Annotated in this window: 12 protein-coding genes and 1 pseudogene; 8 read left to right on the forward strand and 5 right to left on the reverse strand. The window is 35.2% G+C overall.

What is annotated here, in order from left to right; all coding sequences use genetic code 11:
- Positions 1 to 5: 5 nt before the first annotated feature.
- Both H4J67_RS17360 and H4J67_RS17365 read left to right on the forward strand, forming a co-directional pair.
- Positions 6 to 308 carry a hypothetical protein gene (locus H4J67_RS17360; protein WP_182204487.1) on the forward strand — a complete coding sequence of 101 codons (303 nt, stop codon included), beginning with the start codon at positions 6 to 8 and terminating at the stop codon, positions 306 to 308.
- A 144-nt stretch (positions 309 to 452) separates the two neighbouring features.
- Positions 453 to 3,053, forward strand: a complete 2,601-nt coding sequence (locus H4J67_RS17365; protein ID WP_182204488.1) for an NACHT domain-containing NTPase — start codon at positions 453 to 455, stop codon at positions 3,051 to 3,053.
- A gap of 968 nt (positions 3,054 to 4,021) precedes the next feature.
- Here the strand turns inward: H4J67_RS17365 and H4J67_RS17370 are convergent.
- The 3 genes and pseudogenes from H4J67_RS17370 to H4J67_RS17380 all read right to left on the reverse strand — a co-directional run bounded on the left by H4J67_RS17370 (position 4,022) and on the right by H4J67_RS17380 (position 10,188).
- A complete protein-coding gene (locus tag H4J67_RS17370; RefSeq protein WP_182204489.1) occupies positions 4,022 to 4,996 on the reverse strand; it encodes a transposase in 975 nt (324 codons plus the stop codon).
- Between the two features lie 250 nt (positions 4,997 to 5,246).
- Positions 5,247 to 8,540, reverse strand: coding sequence for a PKD domain-containing protein (locus H4J67_RS17375; protein ID WP_182204490.1), 3,294 nt, complete (start codon positions 8,538 to 8,540; stop codon positions 5,247 to 5,249).
- A 458-nt stretch (positions 8,541 to 8,998) separates the two neighbouring features.
- A pseudogene (locus H4J67_RS17380) lies at positions 8,999 to 10,188 on the reverse strand (IS3 family transposase).
- A gap of 152 nt (positions 10,189 to 10,340) precedes the next feature.
- On the opposite strand from H4J67_RS17380, the gene H4J67_RS17385 reads away from it, so the two are divergent.
- Positions 10,341 to 10,937, forward strand: a complete 597-nt coding sequence (locus tag H4J67_RS17385; protein WP_182169615.1) for a hypothetical protein — start codon at positions 10,341 to 10,343, stop codon at positions 10,935 to 10,937.
- A 484-nt stretch (positions 10,938 to 11,421) separates the two neighbouring features.
- On the opposite strand, the gene H4J67_RS17390 is transcribed toward H4J67_RS17385, so the two are convergent.
- Complete coding sequence (locus H4J67_RS17390) at positions 11,422 to 12,852, reverse strand: sodium:alanine symporter family protein (protein WP_182169613.1); 1,431 nt, start codon at positions 12,850 to 12,852, stop codon at positions 11,422 to 11,424.
- Between the two features lie 156 nt (positions 12,853 to 13,008).
- Between H4J67_RS17390 and H4J67_RS17395 the strand changes: the two genes are divergently transcribed.
- The 3 genes from H4J67_RS17395 (at position 13,009) to H4J67_RS17400 (ending at position 14,462) form a co-directional block, all read left to right on the forward strand.
- Positions 13,009 to 13,182 (forward strand): hypothetical protein, encoded by a 174-nt coding sequence (locus tag H4J67_RS17395; protein WP_182204491.1) that lies wholly within the window; start codon positions 13,009 to 13,011, stop codon positions 13,180 to 13,182.
- 6 nt (positions 13,183 to 13,188) lie between these two features.
- A complete protein-coding gene (locus tag H4J67_RS21315; protein WP_331710947.1) occupies positions 13,189 to 13,302 on the forward strand; it encodes a hypothetical protein in 114 nt (37 codons plus the stop codon).
- Between the two features lie 221 nt (positions 13,303 to 13,523).
- Positions 13,524 to 14,462, forward strand: a complete 939-nt coding sequence (locus H4J67_RS17400) for a DMT family transporter (RefSeq protein WP_182169610.1) — start codon at positions 13,524 to 13,526, stop codon at positions 14,460 to 14,462.
- 289 nt (positions 14,463 to 14,751) lie between these two features.
- Here H4J67_RS17400 and H4J67_RS17405 read toward each other — a convergent pair whose 3' ends face one another.
- Positions 14,752 to 16,497 (reverse strand): hypothetical protein, encoded by a 1,746-nt coding sequence (locus H4J67_RS17405; RefSeq protein ID WP_182169607.1) that lies wholly within the window; start codon positions 16,495 to 16,497, stop codon positions 14,752 to 14,754.
- A gap of 615 nt (positions 16,498 to 17,112) precedes the next feature.
- Here H4J67_RS17405 and H4J67_RS17410 point away from each other — a divergent pair.
- Together H4J67_RS17410 and H4J67_RS17415 are read left to right on the forward strand one after the other, a co-directional pair.
- Positions 17,113 to 17,898 carry an ABC transporter substrate-binding protein gene (locus H4J67_RS17410; RefSeq protein WP_182169604.1) on the forward strand — a complete coding sequence of 262 codons (786 nt, stop codon included), beginning with the start codon at positions 17,113 to 17,115 and terminating at the stop codon, positions 17,896 to 17,898.
- Positions 17,899 to 18,010: 112 nt separating this feature from the next.
- Complete coding sequence (locus tag H4J67_RS17415; RefSeq protein WP_182204492.1) at positions 18,011 to 18,880, forward strand: LytTR family DNA-binding domain-containing protein; 870 nt, start codon at positions 18,011 to 18,013, stop codon at positions 18,878 to 18,880.
- Positions 18,881 to 18,982: the final 102 nt, after the last annotated feature.

An 18,982-nucleotide genomic window follows, 5' to 3' on the forward strand; every position in this document is an offset into this window, starting at 1 on the left:
CCATTATGAAATTAGATAAACAGAGAGTTAAAAATTTAAAAGAATACTTAGGACTTACTGATGCAGCTAAGTTTTGTGGTTTTGTTATTCATATACCTGAAAATGATGAATTTATTGCTAAAATTGTAGATAACGGCTTTGTTAAGCTAATAGGTTATTCATGTATCCCAGATTACGCAATAAAATATAATCGATATGATAGAGCAATAAAGGCATCAATTAAATGTGACAAATATAAAACTGTCATTGGTTATTTGTTTGATTGCGGTGAACAACATTTTGTTGGGTTTGACATTATAATATTCTAACTTAAAAATAAATTTCAAAAGGTTTCTAAAATTGATTGTGTATTTATATTTATATTTAATAAATTAATTAATATAATCAGTAGGTTTTATACATTTCATTGTGGTAGTTTATAAGTATAGATGTGTTTATAAAAATGGATATATATGAAAACTGTTATTGACAACAAAGCACTACAAGATAAATTTATTTCAATGCATGAGGATGTTTTTAGCAAAACAATTGTTAAACCTCTTTTAGAAAAGATGTTTAATGCAAAAGTCGAATTTGTTGGAGGACATGGCGAGAAAGGCAAAGACTTAATTGTCCATAATAAAGATCAATTCAACTTTCCTGATATAAAAGGTATACAAGTAAAAAAAATATCTCCCAAAATAAATTCTGCGATTCGAAGTTTTCAACAATTAATAAACCAAATATCCCAAATGAAATTTGAAGGTATTATTTGTGAAGAAACCGGAAACGAGCTCATTATAAAAGATAGAATTTTTATCACACCATACTTGATTGGTCAAAAAGTTATAGAGAACCATAAAGGCGCATTTAAAGCCTTGCTTAACGAAAACATTAAAATTATTGACGGATATCGAATAAACGAGCTTTTGAATATACATTTCCCTGAATTAATTTATAAAGTTTTAGATGACAAAGATATTATCAAGAGCAATGTGGTACCAATGCTAAACAACAGCATGTTAATGAAAGCTCTTAGCCTTAATAAGACAGAAAACTTGTGTGATATATACTGCGATGTAAAGTTTGAAATTGGTTCAAAAAAATACCTAAAATATTTTAAAAATAAATTAACTATTAAAGATAAAAATCTAAATGTCTTATTTTCATTAAACAAAGCACAAAAATTAGAAGCAGATAATTTATTTATAAAAGAAGATCTTGGAATGTACTTATATTCCAAAGATGCTTTATCGAAAGCATTTGACTCACAATTAATTGACAGTCTTTCAGAAAAAAGTGAAGAACTGGCTACTGAAGCTAGTGAAAAGATGAAACATATTAAATCCACTATAACTAATAGTAGATTTAAAGAGTCATTCCCTGCAAATATAACAAATGACCTTGTTAATAGGTTTTTAAAAGAACAGGAGGAGGAAAAGGACTCTTTATCCGCAACTGACTTCAGGGTATTGGAATTATTATGTGAATTAAATAAAGAACGACTAGAGCACTTAAAGCAATTTAGAGTAATTCAAGGACAAAAGGAAAGTACGGGTATTAGTGTTCCTATCGATATCAAACAATACTGTGAAAAATTAGAGTATTTAAAATCACAACTATCTAAATTAGAACTAAATATATCGACTAACCTTTCTTCATATTTAGAGTTAACTAAAAGGTTACTTAGTCATATAAAGATGTTATCGAAATTTGAAAAAGAGATTACATTTTCAGATTACAAAAACAACGAAGTAGTTATAACGGGTTCAATTAATTACCCTATAGAAAAGGTATTTAGTACCAAGCTTAATATATCTGTGTTGGGCGATGCTGGTTCAGGAAAAACAACCAACTTACAAGTATATGCTCAAAATTTATTACAGAACGAGAGTAAAGGCATGGTGTTTTTTTCCACTCTTAATAAAATTGCCGAATTAACGGATGAGCGTGAAAGCAAAAACTTATTGATTGGGATGCATAGTTATTTAAGAAGCTTAGGTAGCAATACGAGTTATCCTGATTTTGAAAAACAATTAACTTCTGAAAAGGCTGTTATTATTTTAGACAGTATTGATGAAGCAATTGTTCGATACCCATGGATCATATCGGCCGTAAGTAAGTTAAAATCTTATTTATCCAAGTGCCAAATTATAACTTCTTCTCGATATTCTGTTGACGAAGTTCATAATTTAGATTTTGTAAATATAAGCTTGCTTCCTTTCACTAACCAACAAAAACGTGAATTTTTTACTAAATGGTTTTCTGTATATGGTGATGATAGCACCAATTACGCTGAATCAATCATGGAACATCTTACAAAGCACTCTAAATTAAACGAAATAGTTACAAATCCATTATCTGCAACTATTTTAGCAACTTTATGTGTTAACAATATACCGCTACCTACTACTGAATCATCCCTTTATAAAAAGAGATTTGATTTGTTAAGTGGTAAGTTTGATTTATATAAAGGAATAAAAAGAACTAAAAGTGATCCTGATGTAATACTTGAATTATCAAGATTATTAGCTTTTGAAGTTCATCTTAAAGAAATAAGGTCTTTCTCATTAAATACAGCAAAGTCACTTTTAATGAATTTAAATAGGGCAATTGAAAATATTGATTTAGTATTAGAAGAACTAGTTTTTCCAGCAGAAATATTGATTCCAAATTCTAATGGTGAGTATGGATTCGGACATTTAAGATTTCAAGAATATTTGGCATCAGTGGAATTAAGCCATAAAAAGAGTTTTTCCTATTCAAAATTGATTAAATCAGGATGGTGGCGTGATTCAATTATTCTATATGCACAACACTCAAATGATGTAGATTGGATAATAAATGATGCACAGATTGCTGGATATGTTACTAAGTATAAAGATTTATTAGATAAAGTTATAAGTTTCCAGACAGAAGAAACCAAGAAAAAATTAACAACTAGAATAAATATTGCTTTAGCGGACGAACGAGTTGAATTTGATTCGGACTTTGACTTTGAAATAGATGAAAGTGATAATGACAATGATAAAAATGATGGTATGCTGTTCGAGCAACCAAATGAGTATTTCTAACAACAATTAATATAAGTGGATGACTTTAAAGTGAATTATAAAGGTTCGATTCCCCCCCGCCCACCAAATAAAGACCTTTTTAATCCATTAGTTATACCTAGTAACTTTTAGATTTGGCGATAAACAAACCACCGTTTATGATAAGAAACCGCTTAATTGCGGTTTTTTTATGTCTAAAATCCCCTCCACCTAGATTTTAGCTTCCATAACTTGGACACCCGTTATAAAAACTCAAGAATAATTATTTGATACAGCTTTCATAACTCGGACATCCATTATAAAAATTTAAGAAAATTATTGGATACAAACATCTAAATGCTTCCAGAAGTTATACGCAAACCTATCGAGTAGTTGAATAAAACTTATAATATTATTGAAAAAAGTCTACATATGACGAGAATTACTGTTTATGGGGATTTAAAGCACACTTAACGATAGACGTTTTAAGTCCATCGCTTATTACATATTATTTCACAAAGTAACTAAGCTAAAAAATAATTATGCTACAAGGTCTGCTCTGATCGATCAGGCAGTCGTTAATACCTACTAATTATGGCGTTCACCTAGAGAGCGTCACGCCCTCTTTTTAAGCTCGAATCCCTTTAAATCATGGGGGTTACATATTTACCACAACAGTTAATCTTACTAAATTGAGGCAGGTCAGTAACCCCCCTCAATTACACATTAAACAGAACCAAAATACGGCATAAAACTCAAGTTCCCAATAGACATAACTTGGACATCCATTATAAAAATTTAAGAAAATTATTGGATACAAACATCTAAATGCTTCCAGAAGTTATACGCAAACCTATCGAGTAGTTGAATAAAACTTATAATATTATTGAAAAAGTCTACATATGACGGGAATTACTGTTTATGAGGATTTAAAGCACACTTAACGATAGACGTTTTGAGTCCATCGCTTATTACATATTATTTCACAAAATAACTATGCTAAAAAATAACTATGCTAATAGTTTTTCGCAGCATGTTATATTTTGTCGTCGTTTAAATTCATGGTGTTCATAATAAGCCGTTAACGAATCCCTATTGCCTATAGCGCCATGAAACAAGCGTCTAAAATCTTTTGTGAGTGTTAACCAGTTGTCGGTGTTGATATGTAAACGTCGTAATAATTTTGGCTTGCTTTGAACAATATAATCTTTTTTACTTTCTTTTATACAACGCCCTGTTAGTTTGACTAATTGCAGGTAATCCGTTAATTCAAAAGGTAGGCCTTTAGGCATATTAGCTTTAGGATCACCAACAAAAGGCATCAGATTTTTGGGTTGCTTACCCTTTATAGCTTCGATGGCACGCTTTTTTACACTTGTGTATAGTGAACGCTCTGGCGTATCTGCCATACCGGCTCTAACAGGGTTTAAATCAACATAGGCCATGCAGGCTAAAATCGCTGATTCATCGAGTAAAGCTTGTGACTTAAAGCGCCCTTCCCAAAACCGGCCGGTGCAATTATCTTCTTGATTAGCTTTTCTCGCAATACGCTCATTAAGAACACGCATAAACCAACTTATATCCATTAATCGACTGCGATAGCAGGCTACCGTATTTTTTAATGTTAGAAGTAAGTATTCGGCAATCAATTCACCACGGCAATATTGTTGCGTTAAAAAAGTGCCTTTAAATATTTTATGCCAACGCTGTAAGACTTCTTCTGTCGACCATGATTCAGCGCTTAGCTCATCAATAAACAGCACTAAGTGACTATGATTACTCATAACCGCATAAGCACATACATCAATAGCGAAAACTTGACTTAAACTAAGTAACTTATCTTCAATCCAGCCTCTGCGGTGCTCAAAACTCTTACCTGTGAGTTTATCGTCACCGCAAAGAAAAGCTCGGAGGACACAGCGAGAAATGCAGTGGTAATATGGGGTATCAACTAAACTAATCAGTTTTTTTCTGGCAGTAGTCATAAAGAAAATCCTTTTACTTTGACTCTTTTAGTAAGCCTAGTAGAGGGAATGCTATCTTTCAAATTAACTATGGGTGTCCTGGTTAATCCTCTTTTACTTTGACTCTTTTAGTAAGCCTAGTAGAGGGAATGCTATCTTTCAAATTAACTATGGGTGTCCTGGTTAATCCTCGTTGTGTATGAAGTTATGAACTAATAGACGTTTTTCATTAACATAAACGTCTATTAGTTTGCTTTCATTTAATGGTTATTTACTGACAAATTCCAGGTTTAGTTAGATTGTTCATGGTTTCTAGCGTAGCAAGACAAGAACTATCACTACATAACTCCAGCGTCACATCACCAAGGGCCCCATCATTGAATCGATTATCTACACCAGATAAAGAATAGCCCTGGGTACCACTTGAAAGCTTTAATGCGTATTCATCGTCAAACACAATATCGTTATCGAGCGTAACGCCCCACCAACTACAAGCATCAGCTCCATTATCTATTTGCGCTTTCAAGTAACCTTGCTTATACCCATCAGTATAGTCGTGGTACTTATTGACAATTTCAGCTGTTACGTTTACCGGTTGAGCAATAGCTGAATTCACCGCGGCGTCGCTATTGGCAACTCCTGGCCCGCAGTCAGCACATTCTCGGTTAAAACCACCAGAGCTATTTTTAATGTGTTGTTGAGCAAGGGCTGTAGGAACCCCTTCTAAGTTTTGTTTAATCAAAGCCAATACTGAAGCTACGATTGGCCCTGAGAAGCTCGTTCCGTTCCACAAACTAAAGTTTTCCTCGAATGCAGTATCACCAATAACAATATCTAAAACGGGGACTTCAACACCGACAGCACTTGCATCAATAACGCCATTGATGTCGTAATTACTAAAATCAGCTCGGTTACCATTAATATCATTGGCACCAACAGCAACAATACCATGGCAATTTGCAGGCGCATTGGCAACTTTATCGCTATCGTTGCCTGACGAGGCAACGACAATAACGCCTTTTGCCAACGCATAGTTAATGGCTGATTGATAATCGCTATTACACTCGCCGACGCCCCCTAAAGAAAGGTTGATAACATCAACCGGTGAACTAATGTCTTGCACACCTTCAAAGCTATAGCCAGCAGCCCAACGTATCCCATTAGCGGCATCATGACCACTACCAAATCGCCCATTTTCAAAAACGCGAACAGGTACTATTTCTACGTTTGATAACGCACCAGCAATGCCGTAATTATTATTGCTAATTGCGCCAATAACTGATGATACTGCCATTCCATGAAAGGCATAATCACCCGCTTGAGCTTCATCAAAAGTCACAAATGGCTCATTATCCATTTCAACGGCATCAAAACCTTCAACAAAGTTAATTTCATCTGTGGGAATAAAGTTACCATCGATAACGGCAATACGAGAGGTACGAGTTTCAGTGAAGGTATCCTTTAACTTTAACAGGCTTTGCGCGCCTTTATAGGTAGGTTGATTTTTCATCCATAATTGGTCTTTAAAGTAGGGATCATTAAAGATTGGATCTTCGCTGCTTTGCGCCATCACTGAACTTTTATTTACCTTAATTGGTGGCGTAATTTTTTTCTCTGAACGAAAGCCAAGTGGATAAACTAATCGTTCTTGCTTTACGTCATTTGCTAAACCACTCTTTAATTTATCTTCTTTAGCGCGGTCACGCAGTTGCATCGCTTTCTCTGGCGTTACAGAACTACTGGCTTGTAACTCAGCATTTCCATTTAGCCAATACTTCATATCAACTACGGCTTGCAAATATTCATAGCCAGTATTAAACGCCCAAACATCATCTACGTAAGCTCCGATAGCCGTATCACCTACAAGGTTTGAATAGCTGTTGTCGCTGAGTAACTTCTTACTATTGTATTCAGGTTGCGCTGGAAAATTACTTTTGCCATAAAGTTCAATAAATGCGGCAGTTTGCCAATAAAAATAATCAAACTCATAGAAGTTAGGATCAACATTATTTAGTTTGACGGCTAAGTCAGTGACTTCGCTGGGTAAGTAGTTTATTAAATTATTAAACGCTCTTTCTACTTGATTGAACTCATATGGTGTTGAAGGGGCATAAGTTATCGCAACCTCATCGTCGTATTCATCCACAGTGATTAGTTGATTGTTTTGTGCATAATCAAGCGTAAACATTTTAAGATGGTAATAGTCTTGCGAATGTTTAAATTCGTTTTTAGCTCTTTCAAAAGCCACATTTAAATTGTCATAAGGTGTTGTACTTTTGACTAAGCGAACGCCATGGACATTACCTCTTCCTCTTGACCCTAGCTCAGACCTTGTATTCGCTACAATGTAAATTACAAGCCCTTCATTAGGGATTATCGCATCGTTTGCAGTTATGATTGTAATTTTATTGTTTTCATAAGAAGCGGTTAGCATACCCTCAACAGGGTCGTTATTAGTGTCCGTCACTTCTAGTGGTAATTCTATTTTACTGCCATCGCCAATAACTGTTACTTCAGCTGTCTGGCCTGACAATAATATTAGAGGACCATCAAATGATAGTATCTCGGCGGGCGTATCTTCAAGTTTTTTCAGGGTAAAAGTTACACTAGCTGTTTGCCCAATCGTATCGGTCACTGAGGCTACGCAATCTTCTTCATAATTAGGCTTTGAGTCATCCGTAGTAAACAATATCTCATTGTAGTTTATGGTAATGCTAAAGGTTTCACTTGGCTCCCGCGTGCATTCAATTGCTAAGCTAGTGTATAAAACACTTTCTGGCGTCAAATCATCTATGGCAGTAAATGTTATTCGCCCGCCACCAACTTGTGCTACTTCTAAGAGGGTTTTATCTGCAGATAACTCAGGTGATGCATCCGTAAAAACAGTAACACTTACGGGATCTGATGCTTCTCCGCCATCGTTGTCAATAACGGTTAATTGAAAAACTAACGTTTCGTCTGTGGTGAGGTTGCTTGGAGTAAAAGAAGTTGAAGCGGTATCACTATTCGCTAGGGTAACACTCGTACCACCCGTTTGAATCCAACGGTATTGTGTGATACTTCCGTCTGTATCGCTTCCAATGCCGTTGAGCATTATCTCATCGTTTAAAAAAGCACTTTGATCCGCGCCTGCGTCTACTGATGGCAATATATTGACATTATTAACATTAACCGTAGTGGTAGCGGCCTTCGTTGCACCTTCATTGTCGGTTACCGTTAGTGTAAACGTAAATACTTGGTTACTGGTAACTTCCGGCGCTATAAACGAAGTGCTCGCTGAGTCAGTAGTGCTCAACATTACGTCAGTCCCACTGCTTTGAGCCCAACTATAACTAACAACAGTGCCGTCCGAGTCTGAAGCTGAGCCTAACAAAGATACCTCAGTGTTTTCATTTACTGCTTGGTTAACGCCAGCACTTACTGAAGGAGACTGATTCTGCACTGGCTGAGGTGTAGATGGGGTTGACGATGAACCACCTCCTCCGCCACAGGCAGGCAGAATTAAAGTTAGTAAAGATATAGTTAATATTATTTTTAAAGAATCATTTGAAAAAAATTGAGACAAAATTAGAGTCCTTCTAATCAATTAGTGTAACAATATGGAGATATATAAAAATAAAGGGGGGGGGAATTCCACTTTGATTTTTTATTTACATTTCAAGTAAATAGCACACTCCATTGAAAATTAATATTCTCAATTAACTTTATTTATGTCAATAATTAAATAAGTTTTAATTGAAAAAACACAATGTTCTATTCAATGGAAAGCACTTTAAGCTGACCTTAGTCAGAGCATAACAAAGCTGGGTAACGATTAAAATTCAAACAGAACTCGTAATGTCTTTTTTCTAAACTGTCCATCAGGAGGGATGTGTTTGGCTCACAAAAGCTGAGAACTAAGTGGTAAAAGTTAGCGTTTCAATATGACTTACCACTGACTGCTTTGATACGAAGTACGTTAGCATCAATAGATTTTCGAGATGTTTTTAGTGTTCATTAGACGTTGAACTACCTTTGAAGTGATTAAGTAAAATTGGCCACAGTTTTGTAGCTTAATTTGTATCTTCGCTCTGATTCATTTGGGCTTATTCCACCGTTGTACGTATGTGGCCTGGTCTTATTGTAATAATCCATGATGTAATTAATGATTACTTGTTTGGCTTCATTAAAATTCTTATACCCTATCAAAGGTATCCATTCCGTTTTCAAACTTCTAAAATATTGTTCCATTGGTGCATTATCCCAACAATTTCCACGGCGGCTCATGCTTTGCGTGATTTGATAACGCCACAGTCGTTGCCTAAACTTTCTGCTGGTGTAATGCGTTCCTTGGTCTGAATGGAATATGACATCTTTAGGCTTTCCTCTGCTCTCATATGCCATCATTAATGCTTGCATCTTTAACTCACTATCAGGTGAGTTTGAGATCGCCCAGCCAATAACTTTTCTAGAAAAAAAATCAAGGACAACAGCAAGATAAGACCAACGATTATCCGTCCAAATGTACGTCACATCTCCACACCAATAAGTATTAGGCTCAACAACGGCGAATTGACGTTTGAGTATATTTGGGATGGCCACATGATCTTGATTCACCTTCTTATATTTATGCTTAGGTATCTGACAACTCACTAAATCTAGCTCATTCATTAAGCTTCTTGCCCGATAACGACTTAATGGATAACCTTCATTCGTCATCATATCAGATAGACTTCTAGCACGCGCAGAGCCACCACTAAGTGCATGAAAGCGTTTAACATCAGCTCTTAATTTAATCTCTGACGAGCTTAAATTATTATCCCTGTTCACCCAATATTTATAACTGCTGCGATGTACTTTAAATACATCGCATAACGTAGTGATTGGATATTTTATTTTGTTGCTCTGATTGAGTTTCTCAATAAATAAGAATTGTTCAGGGAGTCTGACATCAACAGAGCAGTAGCCTTTTTTAAGATATCCTTTTCTAATTCAATGCGTTCAATCTTTTTTTCAAGTTCAAGTGTTTTTAATTGATCAGCGGTCATAGGAATTGCTTTAGGTTGTTTACCTTTTCGCTATTCTTTCAACTGTTTAACCCATTTGCTAACGGTGGAATAGCCAGCCCCCATGGCCTTCGCTGCATCTTCGTGGGTATAACCATTATCAACAACTAATTGTGCTGTTTCTAATCGAAATTCAGGACTGAAATTTGGACGTTTTTTCTTTGTCATTTGTATCACCTAACGTTTGATGAGATGCATAATAACATCTCTAAGTAGGTGGCCAAATTAACTATGCCACTACAAAGTTAGTAAATATAGCTAAGCAACAATTAACATTAATAAAAAACCACTATTTAATATTTGTTTCATTAACAATCTTATTGATTACTTCGTTTATATACATAGATACAAAACACCTATTAAGTGATTTAGGTGTTAAATATTATGAACACTTCGCTTTTACTGACATTTTTCAAATAGCTAATACCCAAAACATTATCTTTAAAACCCTTTCATACATGCTTGGGAGCGTTGTTGGGGTTTGGGGTTTAATTTATTTAAGTAAGTGTAAGGAAGCGATAAGAAAAATAAGAAACCTTGAAAACCCCAGTAAAGAAAAACAGAAAGTCCCCCTTTCACATTTCCTTATAATGAAGGTTTCAACAGCTATTTTGCTTTTCATCATGATGTCTCAAATATATATAGCATTTACACTGCACAAATACGAAGCAAAGGGTATTAAAAATGGATATATAGCTAGATATGACGTCACCTTAAGAAATGGACAAACGATGAAATGTTTAGGTGGTATAGTTAGTAACGGAATAAAAAAAATGTTCTTAGACTATGAAAATGATGAGGTACTCTTCATTTACAACACAAATATAGTTTTGGAAAGGCAGGTAATATCTGATTATACAAATGAACATTTTTATTCTTACACATCAGCCGAAGAAATTAAAAATAAAAAAAAATGAATGGAAATATAGACTAGAGAAAAAGTTTGCTAAAAAAATAGAAAAGACAAAAATCTAAAAGCCTTGGTACATTAAGAATAATTCGGACACCCATTATAAAAATTCAAGAGGAATTATCGAATACAAACATTTAAAACTTCCACCTGTTTCACTCAAACCTATCGAGTAGTTGAATAAAACTTATAACATTATTGAAAAAGTCTACATATGACGAGAATTACTGTTTATGGGGATTTAAAGCACACTTAACGATAGACGTTTTAAGTCCATCGCTTATTACATATTATTTCACAAAGTAACTAAGCTAAAAAATAACTATGCTAATAGTTTTTCGCAGCATGTTAGATTTTGTCGTCGTTTAAATTCATGGTGTTCATAATAAGCCGTTAACGAATCCCTATTGCCTATAACCTATAACCTATAACCTATAGCACCATGAAAAAACGTCTAAAATCTTTTAGCGGCTTTTTATATATCAAAGCACTTATAACGTCTCTTTGGCTTTATTCGCTGTCCAGACACCGGGCTCTGTTTTACCTTGTATTTCGACATCATCAAGTAAAAAAGTAGGCTTACCATTTTCTTTGAGTTTCTCGCGAAAGTCTTTAGTTAAATTCAATACGGTTGGGGTCAGTAAAATAATGGCGTAGATATTCACCAGCGTCATTAACCCTAGTGCCATATCTGCTAATCCCCACACTTCTTTCAACGAAGCCGTTGCTCCCCAAAACACCATAAATAGATAAATGCTAGTATAAAAGAGTCGCCCTACTTTATTATCTAGTTTAAATAAATGTAAATTACTCTCTGCATAAGCATAATTAGCAACCACAGAGGTGAAAGCGAATAAGGTAATCGCGGCAGCAACAAAATAGTTTCCACCACTACCAAAATGGCTGGTCATCGCATCTTGTGTCATTCGAATACCTTCCATTTCTCCACTGATATTAATATCTGACAACAAAATAACTACAGCGGTGCAACTACAAAGCACCATGGTGTCTAAGAAAACCCCTAGCATTTGTACATACCCCTGAGCAACTGGATGATTAGGAACAGGTGAAGCGCCTGCGGCTGCATGAGGCACACTACCTGCTCCGGCCTCATTTGAATATAAGCCTCGTTGAATGCCATTCTTAATGGCTGCACCTAAAGCGCCAGCACCCGCTTCATTTAAACCAAAAGCTGAATAAAATATATCGACAAACATTGAGGGTAAAAGTTGAATGTTCATCAAGGTAATAACGACCGCTGTCCCGACAAAGGCTAACCCCATAAAAGGGACAATCAGTTCGGCAAATTGGGCAATACTGCGCATGCCACCTACAACGATACTGCCGGCGAGTACCGCAATAACTACGCCTGAATATTCACGAGGGATGGTAAAAGTATTATTTAATGCATCTGCGATGGTGTTGGCTTGCATTGCACTAAAAGTGAGACCGTAGCCTAAAAAGAGACAAAGCGAAAAAAGAATAGCCAGCCAAGGTTTGTTGAGTCCTGCCCGAATATAATAAGCTGGGCCGCCCCTGAATTCTTTATGTTCATCTCGCACTTTATATAACTGGCCAAGAACACTTTCAGCAAAGCCCGTCGCCATACCCAATAATGCAATGACCCACATCCAAAATACCGCGCCACTGCCACCCAGCGAAATAGCCATGGCAACACCCGCTAAATTACCCGTACCAACTCTCGCCGAAAGCCCCGTACATAAAGCTTGAAAAGAACTGATACCTGACTTGTTAGATTGCGTACTTCCTTTCATCACCGTAAACATATATTTGAATTGCAATATCTGTATCCAGCGAAGTTTGAACGAAAACCAAAATCCGGCAAAAAGTAACAAGTAAATTAATATTTTGCCTTGGCCCCAAAGGATATTGTTGATAGCGCTTACAATCTCATTAACCATTTACTTGCCTTGTTTACTCTTTAATTTTCAGTATAGTACTGATACTTTTTTAAATTATATGCTTAATTTTTTTGACTCAAGCGCTAATCAATAAATTACCTTTTTGACAAGTAAACTCCTGCCAACATACAAGGTACTGAGCCGCCAGCCATTTCAATGGCTAAGACATTCAGAGGAACCAATTTCACGGTTTCTTCTAGCAAGTTTATTTACTGTGGTGTTAATGCGATCATGATGATGGAAGTTGTTAGTAGATCGACCACACAAGTGATTAATGAACTGCGTGGTATTGCCCAACTAAATAAGATTCACACAACTAGCGGTACTTGAGATTTAGTGGCTGAGGTTAAAACATCAAATTTACTGGAGTTTGATCACGTACTGCGAGATGTTAGAACAATAGAAGGTGTACTTAACAGTGAGACCCGTATTCTTTTAAGCTCAGTTTAACCATTTTCAATTCATCTATGATATTTATGGGTAATTCCATTCAAAGGCCCTCTTTGTTAAAGCTGATGGCTTTAATTGCTGCTTATAAGATAACTTTCGCTTTTATCTCTGATAAAACACAATACTGGCGTTAATAACGATAGTATTTTTCAAGCAGTTTATGGATAATATCTCACTTTTAAAGAAATGCTCAATGTGGCATTTTAAGCTGAGCTTTTCCTATGCATGAAATTAGTGGTCGATGGCAACTGGGGTTGTTTTTATCCCTTACTACGGCAATATTATGGGGCATTTTACCGATTGCGCTCAAAGAGCTATTGCAATATATGGACGTAAATACCATTACTTGGTTTCGTTTTCTTATTGCGGCCGTATTTTTGGGCGGATACCTAGTCATCACCAAACGCTTACCTTCATTATCATCACTTAAGAACAATAAAGTCATGGTGTTAATGATACTTACCGTATTTGGTTTATTAGCAAACTACATTCTCTATATGATGGGCTTGGCCTTAACATCACCAGAAAGCACACAGGTCATGATTCAAATAGCACCGATGTTATTACTTATTGGTGGTGTTTGTGTTTTTAAAGAGTCGTTTAATACCAAACAAAAAGTGGGCTTGTTAACCTTTATCTTAGGACTGGTATTATTTTTTAATCAGCGATTTGAACAATTATTTAGTTTTCAGGGTAACTATGCTCTTGGCCTTTTCTTTATTATTCTTGCGGCAATTCTTTGGGCTATTTATGCCTTAGCACAAAAGCAACTGTTGAAAAATTTTGCCTCCGAAGAAATTATGATACTGATTTATTTAGCGGGAACCTTGGTATTTTTACCGTTATCGGCACCATCTTTAGTGTTTGAACTAGATACCATAGGCTGGTTACTGTTGATTTTTTGTGGGGCAAATACGCTTTTGGCTTATGGCGCTTTTGCAGAAGCTCTTGAACATTGGGAAGCGTCTCGTGTTAGCGCAACATTAGCGATAACGCCATTATTGACCTTAATTTTTATGCAGATCATTAATTATATTTATCCAGGAGCAATTACAAACGAACCACTCAATACTACCAGTATTATTGGTGCAGTGATCTTAGTTATTGGTTCTGGTGTTACGGCGTTAAGTAAAAATAAAACCAAAATAGTATTAACCTAATGGCTTAGATGTCGGCAACCAAACCAACTCTTTTAAGTCATTAATTATAGATATTTACCTGATAGCTCAGTCATTAACTATCAGTTTTTAACCTTTACTAACTCAATAAAACTGCCCGTAACGGGCAATTTTAAATTCAACAATCCCCAACAACGACTTAAAGTAACCTAGCTACATCGTATCGATTGGGCACTATAACCGCAGGTTTTAAGGCTATTTTCAGTGAATTATTTGGCAATAAATGACTGATATTGCAACCGAAACGATTCAACTGTCTATTTTATTTAATCTACTGACTTGGTTTATTTTCAGCCCAAACAGCCGTACCTTTATAGGCAGTCTGAAAGATAAACAACCTATCTTCAGAATAAGTGACTTTTATTTCAGCTAAGCTAGGCATGTAACCTATTTTTTTATTTCTGATCGTAATATCTGACATTTCAGTTAGGCTTTGATCACTAACCATGTAATAAATAGTTTCTTCAAATGCTCCCCCAGTGATCCAAGAGAAAAGTAACTTATTATCTAAGTTTTGAATATTAAAATAACTTCTATCTCCTGCTTCACCAATGCTAGCACCTCCAGAAGTAGTTTGCTCTGCGACAGTTATGACGTTAGAAGATACCTTTACATCTGTTAGCAAACCATCACGGTTAATTATTCTGGCTTTAATTGCCTCGTCACTCAAACCTTCACATGTACTACAATATCCCCCTTCTACCCATGAGAAAACAAAGCCATTATCTATGGGTGTTAAATCTTGGAATCGTGCAGTAGTTACATTATTTTCATCTATGATTGAAGGTTCAATTTTCCTGACAACGTCAATATCAATGTCATTAATAAATTTCCCATAGGTAACTATAGGAAAATCATCATTATTTGACTCTTTCGTTGACCAAGTAACTAAAATTTGATTGTTACTAATAGCCGCTTTAATCGTATTATCAATAAGACCATCTACATATTCATGAATAGAAAATATCTCTGAAGTGACACCCCTAGTATCAATATAACGCCCCATGATATTTTCACTGCCTTGTCCTGTTTTCCAGCGCCAAGTAACTAAATAATTTTCACCATCAAAAAGAATGTTTATTTCTTTGTGGTTATTACTAAGTGAAAACTCTCGTTCTAAATATAAATCTATATATCTACTATAAAATGATACGGGAATACGAACATCATCTAAAACCACTCCCGTTTTTGAGACTCTTTTAGCAACAAGGTGTCGATCATTATAATCAGCGCCATATACAACAAGATATGAACCCTGACTATATTTAGCATTAACATTTAAACAACCTAAAGATTTATCATCAATTAAAAATTGTTCACTAAAAGTGAGCTCCTGCGACATAATTTTGCCATAGAGATGATGTTCATTAGAATTCTGTGCTGATGGTTCACAAATCAACAATAGAAAATCATCATCTGCCTTGGTTACACTTATCTCGGTAGTCTCATGCGTTAATATACTCAGGTGCGAAGTCCGGGCAATATATCGAGAAACTTCTATATACCGATCAAACTCTTCGGCTTCCGAAAAAAAGAAAATAGAATAGTAAACGGAGTTCACTTCCACATAACTTTGCATAAATTTTAACGCAACATCGTCAATATTCGCCGTAAATATAACCTCTGTTCCCTCAAAGCTCGAAAAGTTAATGGGCTTAGAAGAGACTTCACTTATGTTTGAAAGTCCTTGCCTACTTTGAATAAAACTGTCAGTTTTTACGATAGTAATAACTTTAGGAGAAGTACCTTCGGAATAAAAAGTACTAAGTACAAGAGGCTCTGGATCAAGGCTTTGTTCTTGATACCAACTAAGAGGAATTTTTAAAGTGATCCCCCCTCTAAAAACAGCGTTATATTTGTTTGATATTTCATTTTTATATTTAATACTTTTATAATCAAGAGGAACAACGGCCACATCGGTGTTCGTTCCATTAGCTTTAGTGCTGTCACTACTAGAACCTCCTCCACATCCTTGAACAGATAAAATAAATAAAACAATCGTTATTAACTTTTTCACATATATTCCTTTATAAATATATTTTTGGTCATTAAAATACCTCAACGAAAACGACTATCTGGTTTAACTGTTTTAAGTGACTATATATAATGAGCAAAAAGGGGATGAACGAAAAATAAAGTGTAACTTTTCTTTGTTCATTGATTTGTTATGTTGAAATTTTATCACGCTTTACAAAAAAAGTAATATAACGCCAAACAACAACATTAACAAAAAATTAACGTGAAATCTTTAAAAGGTCGGTTTTAATATAAATAATGTTTGTTAGGCTAACTAAGATAATAAAATAGCGGGGGTATGGTGATTCTAGTTTACTGTATGGATAATATTTACTGCTTCGTTGTCATTTTCTTTAGGTGTTTCTTGCATCTGACAAACGATATTTCGCCCACTGTTTTTAGCTTTATATAAATCCACATCAGCAAGTTTTATCAGATCTTATAATTCATTCATTTGAGCATTAAAATCAGCCACACCAAAACTTGCAGTAATGTATAGAGAAAGACCATCATGTAAAACACTCAGTAAGTTCTCGCGGCGACTTTGTTGAGTGGTTTTTCAGCAATTTTAGTGTTAATCTTTTTTATATATAAATCAAGGAAGATTAACCCTATAGTGACCACCTACAATAAAATCAAAGACTTAACCTTGTTTCTTTGCTTTTTTACGCTATCAACAAGCTCACAAGAAATTACTTTTCAGCCTCATATTGAAATCGTAACTGAGCACCTGCCCCCTTTTCAAATAGATACACCCAATAAAGTAATGGGATTTGCCACAGAAATAGTATCTTCGGCGCTGTCGAATACACCGTACACATTTAATATCAGTGCCTATCCATGGGCGAGATCACTTAGTATGGCTCTGAATAAAGAAAACACCTGTATTTATTCTATTGCCCGAACCCCAGCACGTGAAGAGCAATTTATTTGGGTAAACACTATCGCCGAGCGTAATATTTCTTTTATTGGTTTAACCGCACAAAAGCTAAGTGTCTCTTCATTAGAAGATGCAAAAAAACATATGATTGCCGTGATCCGTGACGATGTTACCCACCAACTTTTAGTGAAAGAAGGCTTTACAGAAGGTCTTAATTTATTTGTCGTTAATAATACTCATTCATTATTAATGCTGTTAGCTAAGCGTAAGAGTATCGATTTAATTTTAGCCGACGGATATACCATTAAGTATCGCGCTCAATTTAATAATTTAAACCCTAATTTATTTGAAAATGTTTACCAACTAAATACAAAGCCGTTAGACTATTATTTTGCCTGTAATATAAAAACATCACCCTATATAATTGAACAGTTACGCTATTCAATTAATCAACTGAAGGTAACGGGAAAGATTGATAAAATAATCAGTGAGTGGCAATATCCCGTTATAAGAGTTAATTAACTACAAAGGCTTCATTGATAATTTTAGTGCTATTAATTTTAAAAATATCAGCAACTAACGGTTAATATATGTTACTTTTCTTATCCATTGTATATTCAAAAGATTTTAAATAATGAGCCTGTGGTTGAAGGATGATTTAACATCCAGAAAAGTCGTTTTACAGCGTGCGGTACTTTTCTCCACGGTTACCTTATTCGTTTTATTTGTATTCCAGCCTTTTGGCACCAACAACCATACTATTCCCTTCAAATTCTTACGACTTTCCGGGTATGGCTTGGTAACCTTTTGCGCACTATTACTCTCAGGAGCATTAGAAATAGCTTCAACTCGCCTGAAGATTAACAACATATTACGTTTTATCATTATACCTTGTTTATACATTGGTATAGTTTCTACCTTTAATCACAGCTACTTTGTCGTGGCTATTCTTGGCTCCTGGCATTGGCAAAACCAATTACTGTTTATTTTATATACTTTTGCTATTGGACTGTTTCCAATCATTTTTATGTATCTTGTCAATCGACATGCGCAGAAAACGGCTTTACCAAGACAAGTTATCGAAACTGACAATGCAACGAATCAACAAAATGAAAGTGTTATTAATAGCGAGCGAATATCAACTCAGCCATTAACCTTAACAGGTGATAATAAAGGCGACAAATTACAAGTAGCTTTATCACAGCTGTTATTTATAAAATCCGCTGACAATTACTGTGAGTTAGTCATTATTAAAGATAACAACGTTAGCTATCAATTATTACGCAGTTCACTGATCAGTATCTTAAAACAACTTCCTGTTGACTCAACAGTGATGCGCTGCCATCGATCTTATGCTGTAAACCTAGCCTTAGTAGAACTTAGCACCGGCAATGCTGGCGGTTTGAAATTAATGATGAAACCCCTTGATGTTACTATCCCCGTATCTCGTTCTTATATAGAGACAATAAAACAAGCCTTGTCATTAGTCCCAAAAGCTTGTTAATCATCCCAATATATTGTTAGTAATACCTTTTTTATTAGCTTACCCCTAATTTATGGATATTCAATTGAGTGTTAGTCATGCTTAATTTGAAATTTAAACTTT

It is taken from the genome of Colwellia sp. BRX10-4, from assembly GCF_014077465.1.
GTDB lineage: Bacteria > Pseudomonadota > Gammaproteobacteria > Enterobacterales > Alteromonadaceae > Colwellia_A.

Bases quoted from the DNA above. Each gene is read 5' to 3' on its own strand.
- H4J67_RS17360 (WP_182204487.1), top strand. From the start codon at position 6: ATGAAATTAGATAAACAGAGAGTTAAAAATTTAAAAGAATACTTAGGA.
- H4J67_RS17365 (WP_182204488.1), top strand. From the start codon at position 453: ATGAAAACTGTTATTGACAACAAAGCACTACAAGATAAATTTATTTCA.
- H4J67_RS17370 (WP_182204489.1), bottom strand. From the start codon at position 4,996: ATGACTACTGCCAGAAAAAAACTGATTAGTTTAGTTGATACCCCATAT.
- H4J67_RS17390 (WP_182169613.1), bottom strand. From the start codon at position 12,852: ATGGTTAATGAGATTGTAAGCGCTATCAACAATATCCTTTGGGGCCAA.
- H4J67_RS17395 (WP_182204491.1), top strand. From the start codon at position 13,009: ATGGCTAAGACATTCAGAGGAACCAATTTCACGGTTTCTTCTAGCAAG.
- H4J67_RS17400 (WP_182169610.1), top strand. From the start codon at position 13,524: ATGCATGAAATTAGTGGTCGATGGCAACTGGGGTTGTTTTTATCCCTT.
- H4J67_RS17415 (WP_182204492.1), top strand. From the start codon at position 18,011: ATGAGCCTGTGGTTGAAGGATGATTTAACATCCAGAAAAGTCGTTTTA.